Genomic DNA, 15,731 nt, shown 5'->3' on the forward strand with positions numbered 1-15,731 from the left:
TGGAAGCAGATGAAGTATAACTGGCGGGATTTTAAGGTGATGAAGGCAGATCAAATAGAGCGTTGGGTTGGGCAGATTTCAAAGGGTTTTGGTAATGAATACATGTTTACTTTTTAGTTGATACTTACCGAATCTCAGCGTTATTCGATCATGCAGTAATTCGGTAACCACAAGTATTCAGATTCAGTTGAAAAAGTAGAGATATTAGTATTTGAAAAGTTGTAGGCAGATAGTCAATATTCAGGTGAAAAAAATACCAATATCTATCGTAAAATTAATTTTATCTTTAATATTTCATTAAATTTAAATTTTATTAGGTATTAAACCTAGTTTTTTTGGCATCTAAACTTTAATTCAGTAGAACCTAGTCTTGCAGGAATAGCGGGTATAGTTTTTTCGTCCAGAATTATCATCGTTTGATTGTTTTTTTTACAAAAGTCATTAGCTTCTCTATATACAGAAGCTTTGTTTTCTAAAGATACTCCTAGCCCAGGTGTACCATCTTTTTTGCCAATAAAATAAGAATCTGTACCAATAGGGATGACTCCTGTACTTGCACAGCCAGTAATTAACAGTAACCCGACATAGAGAAAATGCTTCATATTTTTCCTAAAATTAATCAACTCTCATAGTTATTTTGCACCTGTTTAAATATTAAATGGCATACAATGTAACCTATTGTTTATCATGTCTTTAATTTTTTTGCATTCAAGACTAATAAATATTCATTTAGAGATACCTTATTTCTAATGCTCATTAATTCTATCGGCTTCTATAGCTTAATAATTAATGTGTTTCATCTAAATAATTATTCGCCACCTTCACATAATGTCTTGCCGAATAAGGCAAAAATTCTTTTTCTTTCTCTGTAAGCGGACGAACTTTCTGTACCGGACTGCCGACATATAAATAACCACTTTCCAGACGTTTGCGTGGTGGAACCAAAGAGCCTGCACCAATCATCACGTCATCTTCAATCACCACATCATCTAAAACGATGGTGTTGATCCCCACTAATACCCGATTGCCAATGGTACAGCCATGTAAAGTCACATGATGACCAATGGTCACATCTTCGCCAATAATTAAAGGTGAACCTTCAGGTTTATCGGCTTTTTTATGGCTGACATGCAGCATGGCATGATCCTGCACATTGGAATTTTTACCAATACGGATATGGTTGACATCGCCACGAATCACGGCAAACGGCCACACCGAAACATTTTCAGCAAGTACCACATCGCCAATGACGACTGACATATCATCGATATAACATGAGTCATCAACTTGTGGTGCGGTATTTAAATAGGGGCGAATGTTTTTAGCCATGTGAGGGGTTCAGTCTGTCAATTTTCAAGCATTATAAAATAAAAAAGCATCCAGACCGAAGTGTGGATGCTTTAACTTAAGTCTAAAGCTGTGCTTAGAACAAGTTTGCGAAGAATTGTTTGATGTGATCAATCATTTTTGCAAAGAAACCAGCTTCTTCAACCGCCTGAAGAGCAACAAGCGGTTTTTCTGCAATCACTTTACCATTTAAAGTAGCTACATATTTACCTACCACTTGACCTTTTTTCAACGGTGCAGTCAGTTTAGGTTGAACCACCAATTGAGTTTTAATGGCATTGGCTTCGCCTTTAGGCATGGTCACGTTAAAGTTTTCTGCCAGACCAATTTGAACATCATTGCTTTTGCCATACCAAACTTTTGACTTGGCTAAAACCTGATTGGCAGGTTGAACCTTAACAGTTTCAAAGTTTGCATAACCCCAAGCCAAAATTTCACGTGTTTGTGAGGCACGTTCGTTCATGCTTGGTGCGCCAAAAATCACGGAAATTAAACGCATTGGGCCGCGTTTAGCGGAAGTGGTTAAGCAATAGCCAGCTTCTTCAGTATGACCGGTTTTTAAACCGTCTACACTTGGGTCTGTATAAAGCAATGCATTACGGTTACCTTGTTTAATGCCGTTAAAGCTAAATTCTTTTTCAGAGTAGATTGGGTAATATTTTGAACTGTCATGAATGATATGTTGCGCAAGTGTCGCCATATCTTTGGCAGTCGAGTAGTGACCTTCTGCAGGCATACCGGTTGCATTGATGAAGCTGGTATTGGTCATGCCAATACGTTTTGCTTCCTGATTCATCATGTGTGCAAAGGTACCTTCATTACCGGCAATATGTTCTGCCATGGCTTTAGAGGCATCGTTACCAGATTGAATGATAATCCCACGCAGCATTTCCAGTGCTGTTGCAGTCCCGTTAAGCGGGACATACATACATGATTCCGTGCTGCTACCACGACACCACGCAGATTCGTTCATACGAACTTTTTCATTTTCAGTGAGTTCACCGCTCAATAACTTTTGTTCGATGATATAGCTGGTCATCATCTTGGTCATTGAAGCAGGTGCTAATTTTTCATTTTCATTTTTTGATGCGAGGATTTGCCCTGTCTCATAATCCATTAAAACATAAGATTTATTATTGAGTTCTGGCGGTGCAGATAAGACAGTTGCTGCGTATGTGAAGCTCGGCAATAGTAATAATGCAGCAAGGGCGCTTTTGTGGGTCATTCTGGGTGGTTCCAATATCTTAATAATAAGCACAAAGAGCTTTGCATTTTAGGACAAAGCAAAGCTGACTTCTATGGGGGAAATCAGCTTATTTTCAAAAGTATTGTAACCAATTTGTGTTATTTGCTGTATGTGGTGAGTTCTTGGCAAATTTCCTGATTTTTTGCATCTCCAGCTTTTTTTGCATCGTTACGTGCTTCAGCTAAAACAGGCTCAAATTTTTTCTCTTGGCTGAGTTTAGCCAGGCTCGAAACCGCATTATTGTCGGCAGGTAAATATTCTTGTGCCAGCTTGGCATAACCTTGTTCAAATTTAGCATGATCTTTCACTAAACTAGGGCAGACTTCTGAAAGTACATAAATGGCTGCCAGCTCTTGCTGGGTGACTTTTTGTAGTGGCGTCACTTCAATATTTTCATCTGGTGTGGCTGCATGAATCATAGACAGGGTCATGGCAGCAGTGGTTAACAGTCCCAAAGAAAGCGGTTTAAGCATAGATAATTTCATTAAACAGACCTGAATGATTTAAAAACATCACAATAATAAAAATAAGATTAACGGTATTTGGGGTAACTGTAAGTACACAAATGTATTAAAGCTGTTGAAAATGATGACGTTCATCAAGAAAATATGAAAACAGCAAAGAATTAAAAAGGCATAAAGAGGAATCTGCTTTATGCCTGTGGTCATAATAAGATGTTCAATATTTTAGATAACTTATATAAAACAAGAGCAAATGATCAAACCTGATAATTTACAACATCTTCGCAAACCGATTTTTGTTCATCTTTACTGGTTTCTTTTGCAGCCTGGCGAGCTTCTTCTAGAACAGATTTATACTCTGAATCTGCTTTAATTTTATCAAAAGTCATCGATTGATCTGAATAGTCTTGCAGATAAGCTTTAATCAACAGCTGAATGTTTTGATCAAATTTTGCATTTTTACCAATAATGGCAGGGCATACTTCAGCCATCACCTGAGTTGAAGCAAGGTCTTCTTTCACAATCGTATTGGCTTCTTCCAGAGATAAACCGTCATTGGCTAACACAGTGGAAGATAATAATGCCGCAATGCCTAACCCCAATAAGCCACGAAATGATATGCTTTTAGTCATTTTTAAATCACACTTTTTGAATGGATGTTGAGCGTCAAATATATATAATTTTCTATACAATTCAATCAAATGTTCTGATTAGTCATTTTTAACCGTTAAGAGATGTTTAAGTGAATATATTAATTGCCAATGATGATGGCGTTTTTGCTCCCGGTATTCAGGCCTTGGCTCAAGCTTTGGCTCCGCTTGGTCGTGTAGTCATCGTTGCTCCTGAAAGTGAACGCAGTGGTTTTTCCAGTGCACTTACCTTAGATCGTCCTTTAAGACCTGTTCAAATTTCAGCAGATGTCTGGGCAGTCAATGGAACACCTGCAGATTGTGTATATCTGTCCATGAACGGCTTATTTGATTTTGAATTTGATCTGGTGGTCAGCGGAATTAACAGTGGGGCAAATCTGGGCGATGATGTGCTTTATTCTGGTACTGTCGGAGCCGCCTTCGAAGGCCGCCTAATGAAACAACCGGCTATTGCCGTCTCCATGGCCGGTCCCAATGTCCGTTCTTATGACAATCCAAATGATTATGCCGTAGCAGCAAAATGGGTGCATGATTTTATTGCCCAGGGTTTGCCGACTTTACCGCCACGTCATATTTTTAACGTGAATATTCCAGATATATCTGAATTGAGAGGTTCGAAAATTACTTATCAGGGACGTCGCAGTCAATCTAAACCGATTAGCAGTCATGTAGACCCACGTGGACGTCAGGTTTATTGGATTGGTTTGTCAGGTGAAGCTGTCGCTGAACCTAAAAAAGGTTTAACTGAAATAGAATCGGATTTTTTTGCGGTGGCAAATGGCTATGTCAGCATTACGCCAATTCAAATGGACGCGACAAATTATGAGATTTTGCACACATTACATGCAGAGTTTTCCAAATAATGCCCAGTAGTGTTATAACTTTGTGAAAAAGCAGAATTGACCCTATTTTTCAGATGCTTTTTTGCTAATCTTAGTGCAAACCAATAAATAGACTTAATGTGTAGAGAGGAAGATTAATGCACTTGGTGTCACCATATCGCTTATTTGCTGCGCCTGTGGGTTTGTTGAAAACCATGGTCTTGTCTACAGCTGTTATTGCCACAGCCATTTTGAGTGGCTGTGCTTCAAAACCACAAGTTCATAATGCGACACGTTATGCGGCTGCACCGGATTACTATACGGTTCGATCTGGAGATACATTAAGCGGAATTGCTGCACGTTATGGTCTGTCTTATACCAGTGTTGCCGATATGAACGATATAGCGCCACCCTATCGCATTTATGTCGGTCAATCTTTACGTTTAAAAGATTCAGGCTCACGTCGCACCACCACTACACAAGCGGTGACCCAAGCTGCACCGATTCAGCGTCAAACCGTTCAACTTCCGACTACACCGGCTAAAACTACAGTTCCTGCAACCACGGCGACTGCCCCCGTAGCATCTTCGAAAGTCTCTGCTTTGCGCTGGGTAAAACCAAGTAATGGCGCAGTCATTGCAAACTTTAATGTGGCTGCAAATGTAAAGGGTATTCGTTATGGTGGTAATACTGGAGATGCGGTTTTTGCTGCGGCTGATGGTCAGGTGGTCTATGCGGCTGATGGTTTGAAAGAATATGGCAATTTAGTTCTGATCAAGCATATCGATGGCTACATTACCGCTTATGCCCATAACAGTAAAATGAACGTGAGCAGTGGCCAGAATGTGACAGCAGGGCAGAAAATTGCTGAAATGGGTTCAACGGGTACAAATCGTACTATGCTGGAGTTTCAGGTGCGTTTAAATGGTAAACCTATCAATCCGACCATCGTTTTACCAATAAATTAAATTTTACAAATACAAAACATAAATTTCGCCGTATAATACAATGAGTTGCTTTTATCGGAAAGATAAAGCAATTATAAGTTCAGAGGGAAATTTATGTTAGATCAACTTCGAGCAATGGGTGTGTTTGCTTGTGTTGTTGAAAAAAACTCGTTTAGCGGTGCTGCACGTGAGTTAGGAATCACGACCAGCGCCGTGAGTCAGCAAATTCGTTCTTTAGAAAATGAAATGGAAGTGACACTTCTACATCGATCTACAAGAAAATTGAATTTGACTGAAGCTGGACAGGCTTTTTTCCACAGCTGTCAAGAAATGCTTGCCGCTGCAGAGCGTGGGAAAATCCGTATCAACGAGTTACGCGATGACTTGGTGGGGGATTTACGCATTGCTACAACCCCGGAACTTGGTGCCAATCATGTGATTCCTGCATTGTCTCACTGGATGCAGGCACATCGTGGTTTAGCAGTCCATTTAGAAGCCGATAATCAATATATTGATATACTTGAAGGACGTATCGATATCGCTTTACGCATGAGCCCAAAAATAGAAGATCATCATTTGAATGTGATGCCTCTGGCTCTGGTAGAGCAGGTGTTGGTGGCTTCTCCAAGTTATTTGAATCAGTCGGCGCCTGTATCGCGGCCTGAAGATTTAAATCATCATGACCTGATTCCAATCAATATTATGAAAAATTATCAACATTTTTCATTTCAACATGCGGCGTCAGATAAAACAGTGAATCTGGAAATGAAATCACGTTTAAGTACCAATAATGTCCTGGTTGCAAAATCATTATGTTTGCAAGGGCATGGTATTGCACGAATTTTATATCTGGATGTACAAAAGGATTTAATGAATGGTGCTCTGGTAGAGGTTTTACCAGAGTGGAAACTGGAAAATTTCACTTTATATGCCATCACGGCAAAAAAAGATCAGCAACCCATGAAGGTTCATCGTTGTCTGGATGCATTAAAACAATACTTTAGCCAGTTACCCGGCGGAAGAATTTACCAGGCAGTTTCATAAAAATGAAGCATAAAAAAGCCGCGATTAGCGGCTTTTTTAGACTGGATTGAAGGCTTAAGCTAAATAATCCTTGATCATTTTAACCAGACGTTCAATCAATTGATCAGCCTGTTGTTGGCTAATGTTGAGTGGCGGTAATAAACGAATTACAGAACCTGCAGTCACATTGATAATTAAATGATATTCATCACGTGCCACATTGACCAATTCGCCACAAGCTTTTGGCAACTCAATACCAATCATCAGACCAAAACCACGAACGCTAACGTTTTGATCAGCCAGTTGCTGGGTTAACTGCTCAACGATATAACTTCCCATTTTTGCTGCATTTTCAACCAGATGTTCTTTTTGAATGGTATCAATAACCGTATAAACCACACGTGAACCCAGAGCAGTACCACTATAAGTTGAACCATGGTTGCCGGCAGTTAAAACACCAACGCCACGGCCTTGAGTCATCACCGCACCAATCGGGAAACCATTGCCTAGCCCTTTGGCAGTGGTGAGTACATCTGGAACAATATTGGTGTGCTGATAAGCAAAGTATTTACCGGTACGGCCATTACCCGTTTGAACTTCATCCAGCATCATCAGCCAGTTGTGCTGGTTACAGATTTGACGGATTTCTTCCAGGTAGCTAAAACCTTGAGGGGCGGTATTGACACCCCCTTCACCTTGAATTGGTTCAACTAAAATCGCAACGATGTCCGGATGATGGATGGCCGCTTCTTCAATCGCTTCGATATCCCCGAAAGGCACACGGATAAAACCTTCAACCAAAGGCGCAAAACCTTCCTGAACCTTTTTGTTACCCGTTGCTGACAGGGTCGCCAGAGTACGACCGTGGAAAGAATGATCTGCAACAATGATTTTAGGTGTGGCTACCCCTTGCATATGACCAAATTTACGCGCAATTTTAATTGCACCTTCATTTGATTCTGCACCACTATTCGAGAAGAAAATTTCTTCCATACCTGAAACTTCAGCCAGTTTTTGTGCAGCAGCAGTTTGCCAAGGTACTTCAAAAATGTTGCTGGTATGAATCAGGGTAGCTGCCTGTTCAGCAATTGCTTCAGTTACCACAGGGTGTGAGTGACCCAAGCCACATACTGCAATACCGGTCAATGCATCTAAATATTCAGTACCATCTTCAGTATAAAGATAAGAACCTCGTCCTCGGACAAAGCTGATCGGCTGACGGCCAAATACCGGCATCAAATGAGATGGTTGATCAGTTTGCACAGGAGCAAGGGTAATGTTATTCATGACTAACTCTTATCTGTTTAGGAGGGAAAAATAAAAGTTTATATAAGCAAAATCCAGGACAGATTAAAAGCCCAAATGTAAATAAAAATGGAATTATTGCTTTAGACATACTGTTTCCTCCAGTTTTGGGTATAATGCGAGGCAGATTAGTTGAGGATTTATCAATGACTGAACAAGTACGCGATACTGAAGCGTTAATTCGTGACCAAATTGCTAAACATGCAGTATTACTTTACATGAAAGGTACACCACAATTTCCACAATGTGGTTTCTCTGCACGTGCAGTAGAAGCACTCAGTCAAATTGGTCGTCCATTTGCTTATGTCAACATTTTGGAAAACCCGGATATCCGTGCAACTTTACCGAAAATTGCCAACTGGCCTACGTTCCCACAATTGTGGATCAATGGTGAATTGATCGGTGGTAGCGATATCATGCTGGATATGTTCCAAAAAGGTGAGTTAAAACCTTTGGTCGAACAGTACAGCCCGGCACCTGAAGCTTAATTCAGTGATGTGAAGTTGAATTAAAAAAAGCGCCTTCAAGGCGCTTTTTTATATCTCAGAAAAAATCATACTTTTTCTGTGAGCGGGTCTTACTCATTGGCTTTCGGCTCAACTGCTGCAGTGGTTACAGCTTGATTGGCAGATGCTTCAACTTTGGTTTTTTTCTTGTCTTTCTTCTTTTTTTTCTTTTTCTTCGGCTCTTCTTCCAGTTCGGCACCATCTTCAAGCGCTTGCCAATATTCTAATTGATCCATGACCGCCGCATAAATGGAACCTTTACTGTAACGGCCTTTTTTATTCAGTATGCCGACAGGACGTGCCATTAAAATTTCTAGAGCCTGGTCAATGGTTTCAATGGCGTGAATATGGAACTGACCTTTGGCCACAGCTTCAATCACATCATGACGTAACATCAGGTGTTCCATATTTTGATGTGGAATAATCACTCCCTGTTTGCCTGTTAAGCCTTGCAGCTTGCAGGCATCATAGAAACCTTCAATTTTGGCATTGACACCTCCAATTGGTTGAACCTGACCCAACTGGTTCATTGAGCCGGTAATGGCCCAGGACTGGTCAATCGGTAACTGGCTAATGGCAGAAATAAGGGCAGAAAGCTCAGCTACGGTTGCGCTGTCACCGTCGATTTGACCATAACTTTGTTCAAAGGCGAGGGCAGCCGAAAAATGCAGCATCTGTTCACGACCAAAATGCGCTTTCAGAAAACTCGACATCAGCAATATGCCTTTGGCATGCAGTGAGCCCCCCAATTCGACACTACGCTCGATATCCAGAATGTCACCGCCACCTTGATAGACCGATGCAGTCAAACGTGAAGGTAAGCCAAATTCGACATCGGCATATTGAATCACCGATAGGGCATTAATTTGACCCAAACGGTGGCCTTTGGTTTCGATTAACTGCGTGCCACGCGTTAAATCTTGCCAGTACAATTCACGTAAATAACCTAGGCGATATTTGCGATGATCAAGTGCGGTATTGATATGTTTTTCCGAAACGGTTTTATCACCGGCTTGCGCTGCATGATGATGTGCTTCCCGGATCAGATCCCCCAAAGTTAAGGCATGCAATGACAATGAACTTTGATCTTCCGCCTGACGGCTTGAGTCGGTGAGCAATGCTGCTAGTGCAGAACGGTCAAAAGGTAACAGTTTGTCAGCCTGAACATAGTCTGCAATCAATTGCATATAGGCTTGTTCATTAATGTCATTACGTTGTAATGTATCGGTGAAATCGGCACGAATTTTAAACACGCTGCCAAGTTCAGGTTCCAGTTCTAAAATTTCATAATAAATTTCAGGTTCTGCAAGCAAAATTACTTTAATATTTAATGGAATCGCTTGTGGTTCGATGGAGATGCTGCCGGTTAAGGTCAGCATATGTTCCAGCGAGGACAGCTTTAATTTTCCTGATTTCAGGGCACGTTTTAAACCTTGCCATGCATAAGGCTGTTCCAGCAGTTGTTCTGCTTCGAGCATCAGAAAACCGCCATTCGCCCGATGCAGTGAACCCGGACGAATTAGGGTGAAATCGGTGGTGATGGTCCCATTTTGAGTAAGCTGTTCCACATGTCCTAACAAGTTGTAGTGGGTCGGGAAGTCTTCAAAAATCACCGGCGCACCGCTATTGGGTTTGTAGGAAACAATGATGTTGGCCTGATAACGTGAAGGCACGCGACTGAAGATGCCCGGAGCAAAATCATCCTCTTCTTGCTCGAGAATAATTTCTACATTATTGATAATATCTTCCGCATAATATTGCAGATATTCGGTCAGGCCATCGACATCGGGATATTTGTTCTGAATCAGATCAATGCGCGGCATCACCACCTGTTTAGCAATGTCACGGTTGAGATGCTGGACCTGATCTCGTGCATCATCTTCCAGATCACCTAAATGTAGGCCCAAGCGCTCCAGTTTTTTATTCATGTAGCGAATGTTTGCAGCAATTTCTGCGCGCTGTTTGCTATCCAAGGCATTAATGTCTTCTTTAGACATTTCCTGATATTCATTGTTTTTAAGATGAACCGGCACGAAACAGTGTTCATCATCTTGCGAAATCAGTTTTAAATCAAAGTTTGCACCTTCTTTGGTCAGTTCGACCAAGGCCGATTGCTGTTCATCGCCGGTTTGCTCGCGAATCATTTCAATACGGTTGTGATAGGTTTCCGCAGTAAAGCGCCGTTCCAGCTGTTTTAAGATGGTTTGCCAGGTTTGGTGCAGCAAAGCCTGGAATTTAGGACCTTGTCCTGGTGGCAGTTCAAGTGCGATCGGCTGACGGGGAAACTTGAAATTGTTGACATAGACCCAGTCATTCGGGGTTTGCATGGTCTTGGCATGCTGTTGCAGTAAACGCTTGATCATGGTGCGTTTACCTAAGCCTGCCGTACCGACTGCAAAAATATTATAGCCCGAGTAAGGCAAGGCGATGCCTGCTTCAACCGAGGCACGTGCGCGATCTTGCCCAAGAAAATCATTTAGCGGTTTGATTCTTCGTGTTGACGCAGGAATTTTTTCAAGATTGGGAATATGCGTCAGTTGCTTGGGCTGAAGCTGTGTTTTGGTTAGTGTGTTTTGAATTTCCGGTTGATCGAATGCTGAAATTAAACTGCTTTGTAGAGGGTCTGGTTGAGTCACTGTAGTTGTTGCAGATAATGAAGAATTCATTTGATCGAGTTTTTGGGGCACTGTTTAAATCCAAAACTAAAATATTGCAATAGAGATTTAAAGGTATACAGGTTTAGTTGAAAAATTCAAGCGCGCAGGTCGTTTTTATCAACAAAATAAAATAATGATTTCACAATTATTGTTGAAACTGAACTTATTAAGCGTTTGAATAGCAGCATTCAGTTTTGCAGAAAAAAACAACGTAATGACAACACAATCTACAGGGTGGAAATCTGCCTTTACTGCTTTTCTCGATCGTCGTGCATTGATCATGCTGTTTTTAGGCTTTTCAGCTGGTATTCCCATTCTTTTGATCTTTTCCAGTCTGTCCTTATGGTTGGGGGAAGCCGGTATTGAAAAAAGCGCAGTAACCTTTTTTAGCTGGGCAGCCTTGGGTTATTCATTCAAATTTGTCTGGGCACCTTTGATTGACGAGTTGCCGGTGCCATTTTTGACCCAAAAGCTGGGGCGACGTCGGGCCTGGTTGCTGATTGCACAAGTTTTAATTATCAGTGCCATTTGTATGATGGCTTTTTCTAATCCAGCACTCAGTCAGGGCTATTTGTATCAGATGGCAGCAGGAGCCGTATTACTCGGTTTCTCTGCAGCAACTCAGGATATTGTGATTGATGCCTATCGTATTGAGCTTGCAGAAACTGAAATGCAGACAGTGCTTGCCTCGACTTATAATGCAGGTTATCGCATCGGGATGATTGTGGCCGGTGCAGGTGCCTTGTTCCTTGCGGCCTCACTTGGAACGGCTAAGGGAAACTATATTTATAGCGCTTGGAAAATCACTTATTTGGTTATGGCAGCAGTCATGCTGGTCGGAATTATCACCACTTTAGTGATTCGTGAACCGAAGGTTGATCGTACTTATAAAAATTATAAGCGTAGTGATTACTATCGTCTGGTGGCCGTGTTTTTTGTTGCAGTGATTGGCTTTGTATTGAGCTATATTTTTTCCGGAACTCTAACCGAATCTGTTAAGGCACAATTTGCAATTACCGATTCATTATTGCTGTTTTGCTTTGAAACCTTGCGCTTTGTTGGATCTGCTGCGGTAGCCGTATTGCTGGGCTCATTATTGGTCAAAATGGGTGCGGTCAACAAGCAAATGGCTATGGAAACCTGGATCAGCCCGATTGCCGATTTTTTTAGACGCTATGGCTTAAAGCTGGCTTTGGTTCTGTTATTGCTCATCGGTTTCTATCGCATCTCAGACATTATTGCCGGGGTCATCTCCAATGTTTTCTATCAGGATTTAAACTTCAGTAAAGAGCAGATTGCGGAAGCGGTAAAAATTTATGGGGTAATTTTCAGCCTGGTCGGTGGTTTCCTGGGAGGCTTACTGGCACAGCGTATGAACATTATGAAACTGATGTTTGTCGGTGCAGTGCTGGCAAGCTCAACCAACCTGATTTTTATTGGCTTGGTCAAATCTGGTCAGCCGACTCATGATGTTCAAGTCATGGTAGGTCAGCACAAGTATCAGGTTCAGTCGGATGAAGTGGGTTACTGGAAACTGAAAGTGCCGAGTCAGGTTTTGGCACAAGCCAATGCAGTACAGGTTCAAGTGCAATATCAAAATGATACACAACCCTCAGTAGTGAGCACAGTTCCCTATTTAAAACAGAATGCGCAACAGCAAGGTGCTCAATCAGGCATGATGCAAATTCTGCCGGTGACCAGCGATAATGTTATTGCTTCAAATGAACAACAGAACAGTCTGGTGGTACGGGGCCAGTATGTTGGGCAACTCTTGAATGAAACACAAAAAATTGTCCTAAGTTTGGACGGTCAAAAATTTGATGCCAATCTGGACAAAACAGGTGTATTTAGCACCGCTATTCCAGCAGAAAGCCTGGTAAATTCAGCATCAAAACAGCTTGTGGCTGAAGTGGTGGATCATGACAAAGCCACTTTAAGCGCACAGCATCGCTATACGGTCGATATGAACTCAACTACAGCCAAAGATCTGGATATTGATGTACAGCCTTTAGCGGCAATCGATGTTCAATCGGTTGACGATGTTGAAATTAGCGGTAAGGTGATTAAACCTTATAGTTCGCTGTGGTTATATTTTGCCATTATTGTCGATAACCTGGCATCGGGATTGGCAGGTGCAGCATTCATCGCATTTTTGTCCAGTTTAACCAGTGTATCTTTCACTGCAGTACAATATGCCATTTTCAGTTCGCTGATGACTTTAACGCCGAAGATTTTAGGCGGCTATTCAGGAACCATTGTGACCAATATCGGTTATCCAAATTTCTTCCTCATGACCACACTGATTGGCATTCCAATTTTAATCTTGGTGGTCTGGGTGGCGAAGCTGTTGCGTGAACATCAGCAACAGTCCAATTAAGCTCAAATTTTTAAAAAATGAATGAAAAACCCATTTTGTCTTGAGGATGAAATGGGTTTTTCTTTGGCTAAAAATTGCTGCAAAGGTTCAGTCTTATTTTTAAAATAGCCTAAGTAAAGACTCCATCATTAGGGTGTGCTGTACTGTTAAACTAAACAGAGCATTGATTTAAAAATTTAATAATAATGGGGACGTGGAACAATAAATGATATCAACTGCCAGATTGCTAAATTGAATTTTCCACGCTGAATCCCTATAGTGTCTGTAAAAATTGAAACATAGGAAAATGAATGATGCGCATGCTGCATACCATGTTACGTGTAGGCAATCTGGAACAATCTTTAAAGTTTTATACTGAAGTACTCGGTATGACTTTGCTTCGTAAACGTGATTATGAAGAAGGTCGATTCACTCTGGCTTTTGTCGGCTATGGTGATGAAGAAAACCATACCGTACTGGAATTGACGCATAACTGGGACACAGAAAGTTATGAGCTGGGTAATGGCTATGGCCATATTGCGATTGCGGTCGATGATGCCTATAAAGCCTGTGAAGAGATCAAGGCACGTGGTGGTAAGGTGGTGCGTGAAGCTGGTCCAATGAAGGGTGGTGTTACCGTGATCGCTTTTGTTGAAGATCCAGACGGCTATAAAATCGAGCTAATTCAGCAAGATGTTAATGCCAGAAATAACTAACAGACTTCTTTGCTCATTATTGACACTCTTTTTATTTTTTCTCCCATAAGGATAAATAAAAGGAATTGATGACAGAAGTCTCATCATAAAGTGATATAGATAAACTAAATATTCAACATTGAGTTGAAACACTGGCTTTATTTATTCAGCCCAGTAAGATGAAACTTTACCGCAAGGTAAAATCACTTATTGGGTTTTTTATTGGCTGTCATTTACAGGACGTAATAATGTTAAAACTGTTGGCATTGGACCGCTTTACCATTTTGCTGGTAGTGATGGTAATTTTGGCCAGTATAGCTCCAGTAGCAGGCGGAGCTGCAGATGTTTTTGGAATTTTAACCAGCATTGCCATTGCAATCCTGTTTTTTTTACATGGAGCAAAACTGTCCCGAGAAGCGGTGATGCAAGGCATCATGCACTGGAAGTTTCATGTGGTGGTTTTTGTATTTACTTTTGCATTATTTCCTATCCTTGGATTACTTGCACAACCCATTCTGTTACCTCTATTAGGTAAGGAACTGTATTGGGGCTTCCTGTTTATGTGCTTCTTGCCCTCTACCGTGCAATCTTCCATTGCGTTTACTTCGGTAGCAAAAGGTAATGTCGCCAGTGCAGTGTGTAGTGCTTCATTTTCCAATATCGTTGGTATGTTTATTACCCCGGTATTGGTCAGTTTCTTTATTCTAGGTCAGTCACAGCATGGTTTTGATCCAACTTCCTCGATTGTTCAAATCACCTTGTTATTACTGGTGCCGTTTATTTTAGGGCAAATCCTGCGACCATATGTTTATCCTTTGATGCTGAAAAAGCCAGGTATAGTTAAAGCCTTTGATCAGGGCACTATTTTAATGGTGGTGTATGGGGCATTTAGTGGGGCGGTGGTTGCCGGTTTGTGGCAGGAAGTAAGCTTGCAAACGTTGCTAGCTTTGACCGTGGTCTGTTCAGTCTTTTTTACTATCATCATGTTACTGGCTTTATATATTCCAAAATGGCTGGGTTTTAACCGAGAAGATCAAATTGCCATGTTCTTTTGTAGTTCGAAAAAAACACTGGCCAGTGGTGTTCCAATGGCGCAAATCCTGTTTATTGGGCAGCCTTTGGGCATGATTGTGTTGCCAATTATGATTTTTCATCAAGTTCAGCTTATGGTCTGTGGAGTCATTGCCAATTACTGGTCAAAACATCCTGTAGATGAGTTTAAAGAGATAGAAGAGGGTAAAGAATAATTCGCTATCTGTTATTTTTTCCCGTATAATTGCGCCCACTTGTTGTGCTTAGCTCTGACGGTATCCGTCTCGGTGGGCCAAAAGAATGGTCTGTTGTGGTGTTGGTCTGGCTTTTTCCTGGATCAAGCTTATTCCTCATGAATCATGAGAGTGATCAATTGCGATGACAGCATAAGCCTTTCTTAACTTAGGAGTAATCGACGATGCGCGCCGATATTCACCCAAAATATGAAAAATTAGTTGCTACTTGTTCATGTGGTAACGTAATCGAAACTCGTTCAGCGCTTGGTAAAGAAACAATTTACCTAGATGTATGTTCAGCATGCCACCCATTCTATACTGGTAAACAAAAGAATGTGGACACTGGCGGCCGTATCGACAAATTTAAACAACGTTTTGCAGGTATGTCACGTTCTATCAAACGTTAATACCCAAAATGAAAAAAAACGGGCTTCTTGCCCGTTTTTTTA

15 protein-coding genes and 1 pseudogene are annotated in these 15,731 nt (G+C 41.3%); 9 read left to right on the forward strand and 7 right to left on the reverse strand.

Going from position 1 to position 15,731, the window contains the following annotated elements; genetic code table 11:
- Positions 1-117, forward strand: a pseudogene (locus tag FTT83_RS16105) (transposase); the annotation flags it as partial.
- A gap of 209 nt (positions 118-326) precedes the next feature.
- Here FTT83_RS16105 and FTT83_RS11300 read toward each other — a convergent pair.
- The 5 genes from FTT83_RS11300 to FTT83_RS11320 all read right to left on the reverse strand — a co-directional run bounded on the left by FTT83_RS11300 (position 327) and on the right by FTT83_RS11320 (position 3,686).
- Complete coding sequence (locus FTT83_RS11300) at positions 327-602, reverse strand: hypothetical protein (protein ID WP_180176619.1); 276 nt, start codon at positions 600-602, stop codon at positions 327-329.
- Between the two features lie 184 nt (positions 603-786).
- On the reverse strand, positions 787-1,329 hold the full coding sequence (locus FTT83_RS11305) for a gamma carbonic anhydrase family protein (protein ID WP_180176620.1): 543 nt from the start codon (positions 1,327-1,329) through the stop codon (positions 787-789).
- A gap of 94 nt (positions 1,330-1,423) precedes the next feature.
- Complete coding sequence (gene dacC, locus FTT83_RS11310) at positions 1,424-2,572, reverse strand: D-alanyl-D-alanine carboxypeptidase PBP5/6 (protein WP_086195658.1); 1,149 nt, start codon at positions 2,570-2,572, stop codon at positions 1,424-1,426.
- Positions 2,573-2,691: 119 nt separating this feature from the next.
- Entirely contained in the window at positions 2,692-3,078 is a 387-nt protein-coding gene (locus FTT83_RS11315) for an MCR_0457 family protein (protein ID WP_180043285.1), read from the reverse strand.
- A 233-nt stretch (positions 3,079-3,311) separates the two neighbouring features.
- Positions 3,312-3,686 (reverse strand): MCR_0457 family protein, encoded by a 375-nt coding sequence (locus FTT83_RS11320; RefSeq protein WP_180043286.1) that lies wholly within the window; start codon positions 3,684-3,686, stop codon positions 3,312-3,314.
- Between the two features lie 110 nt (positions 3,687-3,796).
- On the opposite strand from FTT83_RS11320, the gene surE reads away from it, so the two are divergent.
- The 3 genes from surE to FTT83_RS11335 all read left to right on the forward strand — a co-directional run bounded on the left by surE (position 3,797) and on the right by FTT83_RS11335 (position 6,516).
- Positions 3,797-4,567, forward strand: a complete 771-nt coding sequence (surE, locus tag FTT83_RS11325; protein WP_166166976.1) for a 5'/3'-nucleotidase SurE — start codon at positions 3,797-3,799, stop codon at positions 4,565-4,567.
- 116 nt (positions 4,568-4,683) lie between these two features.
- Positions 4,684-5,493, forward strand: coding sequence for a peptidoglycan DD-metalloendopeptidase family protein (locus FTT83_RS11330; protein ID WP_166166973.1), 810 nt, complete (start codon positions 4,684-4,686; stop codon positions 5,491-5,493).
- 93 nt (positions 5,494-5,586) lie between these two features.
- Positions 5,587-6,516, forward strand: coding sequence for a LysR family transcriptional regulator (locus tag FTT83_RS11335; RefSeq protein ID WP_166166970.1), 930 nt, complete (start codon positions 5,587-5,589; stop codon positions 6,514-6,516).
- A gap of 54 nt (positions 6,517-6,570) precedes the next feature.
- Here the strand turns inward: FTT83_RS11335 and FTT83_RS11340 are convergent, their stop codons facing one another.
- Positions 6,571-7,782 (reverse strand): aspartate aminotransferase family protein, encoded by a 1,212-nt coding sequence (locus FTT83_RS11340; protein WP_180043287.1) that lies wholly within the window; start codon positions 7,780-7,782, stop codon positions 6,571-6,573.
- 164 nt (positions 7,783-7,946) lie between these two features.
- Here FTT83_RS11340 and grxD point away from each other — a divergent pair, with 164 nt between their 5' ends.
- Entirely contained in the window at positions 7,947-8,288 is a 342-nt protein-coding gene (grxD, locus tag FTT83_RS11345; RefSeq protein WP_086175639.1) for a Grx4 family monothiol glutaredoxin, read from the forward strand.
- Positions 8,289-8,377: 89 nt separating this feature from the next.
- Here grxD and FTT83_RS11350 read toward each other — a convergent pair whose 3' ends face one another.
- Positions 8,378-10,993, reverse strand: coding sequence for a Lon protease family protein (locus FTT83_RS11350; RefSeq protein ID WP_373456129.1), 2,616 nt, complete (start codon positions 10,991-10,993; stop codon positions 8,378-8,380).
- A 184-nt stretch (positions 10,994-11,177) separates the two neighbouring features.
- Here FTT83_RS11350 and FTT83_RS11355 point away from each other — a divergent pair, with 184 nt between their 5' ends.
- The 4 genes from FTT83_RS11355 (at position 11,178) to rpmE (ending at position 15,689) form a co-directional block, all read left to right on the forward strand.
- The gene (locus tag FTT83_RS11355; RefSeq protein WP_180043288.1) at positions 11,178-13,340 is read left to right on the forward strand and encodes an MFS transporter; all 2,163 of its coding nucleotides are present in this window, start codon (positions 11,178-11,180) and stop codon (positions 13,338-13,340) included.
- A gap of 293 nt (positions 13,341-13,633) precedes the next feature.
- On the forward strand, positions 13,634-14,035 hold the full coding sequence (gene gloA / locus FTT83_RS11360) for a lactoylglutathione lyase (protein ID WP_166166964.1): 402 nt from the start codon (positions 13,634-13,636) through the stop codon (positions 14,033-14,035).
- Positions 14,036-14,262: 227 nt separating this feature from the next.
- A complete protein-coding gene (locus FTT83_RS11365) occupies positions 14,263-15,261 on the forward strand; it encodes a bile acid:sodium symporter family protein (protein ID WP_180176621.1) in 999 nt (332 codons plus the stop codon).
- A 203-nt stretch (positions 15,262-15,464) separates the two neighbouring features.
- Entirely contained in the window at positions 15,465-15,689 is a 225-nt protein-coding gene (gene rpmE / locus FTT83_RS11370; RefSeq protein ID WP_001200845.1) for a 50S ribosomal protein L31, read from the forward strand.
- Positions 15,690-15,731: the final 42 nt, after the last annotated feature.

This window comes from Acinetobacter sp. YH01018 (genome assembly GCF_013420295.1).
GTDB lineage: Bacteria > Pseudomonadota > Gammaproteobacteria > Pseudomonadales > Moraxellaceae > Acinetobacter.

Bases quoted from the DNA above. Each gene is read 5' to 3' on its own strand.
- FTT83_RS11320 (WP_180043286.1), bottom strand. From the start codon at position 3,686: ATGACTAAAAGCATATCATTTCGTGGCTTATTGGGGTTAGGCATTGCG.
- grxD (WP_086175639.1), top strand. From the start codon at position 7,947: ATGACTGAACAAGTACGCGATACTGAAGCGTTAATTCGTGACCAAATT.
- FTT83_RS11315 (WP_180043285.1), bottom strand. From the start codon at position 3,078: ATGAAATTATCTATGCTTAAACCGCTTTCTTTGGGACTGTTAACCACT.
- rpmE (WP_001200845.1), top strand. From the start codon at position 15,465: ATGCGCGCCGATATTCACCCAAAATATGAAAAATTAGTTGCTACTTGT.
- FTT83_RS11335 (WP_166166970.1), top strand. From the start codon at position 5,587: ATGTTAGATCAACTTCGAGCAATGGGTGTGTTTGCTTGTGTTGTTGAA.
- dacC (WP_086195658.1), bottom strand. From the start codon at position 2,572: ATGACCCACAAAAGCGCCCTTGCTGCATTATTACTATTGCCGAGCTTC.
- FTT83_RS11365 (WP_180176621.1), top strand. From the start codon at position 14,263: ATGTTAAAACTGTTGGCATTGGACCGCTTTACCATTTTGCTGGTAGTG.
- FTT83_RS11330 (WP_166166973.1), top strand. From the start codon at position 4,684: ATGCACTTGGTGTCACCATATCGCTTATTTGCTGCGCCTGTGGGTTTG.
- gloA (WP_166166964.1), top strand. From the start codon at position 13,634: ATGCGCATGCTGCATACCATGTTACGTGTAGGCAATCTGGAACAATCT.
- FTT83_RS11300 (WP_180176619.1), bottom strand. From the start codon at position 602: ATGAAGCATTTTCTCTATGTCGGGTTACTGTTAATTACTGGCTGTGCA.
- FTT83_RS11305 (WP_180176620.1), bottom strand. From the start codon at position 1,329: ATGGCTAAAAACATTCGCCCCTATTTAAATACCGCACCACAAGTTGAT.
- FTT83_RS11340 (WP_180043287.1), bottom strand. From the start codon at position 7,782: ATGAATAACATTACCCTTGCTCCTGTGCAAACTGATCAACCATCTCAT.
- FTT83_RS11355 (WP_180043288.1), top strand. From the start codon at position 11,178: ATGACAACACAATCTACAGGGTGGAAATCTGCCTTTACTGCTTTTCTC.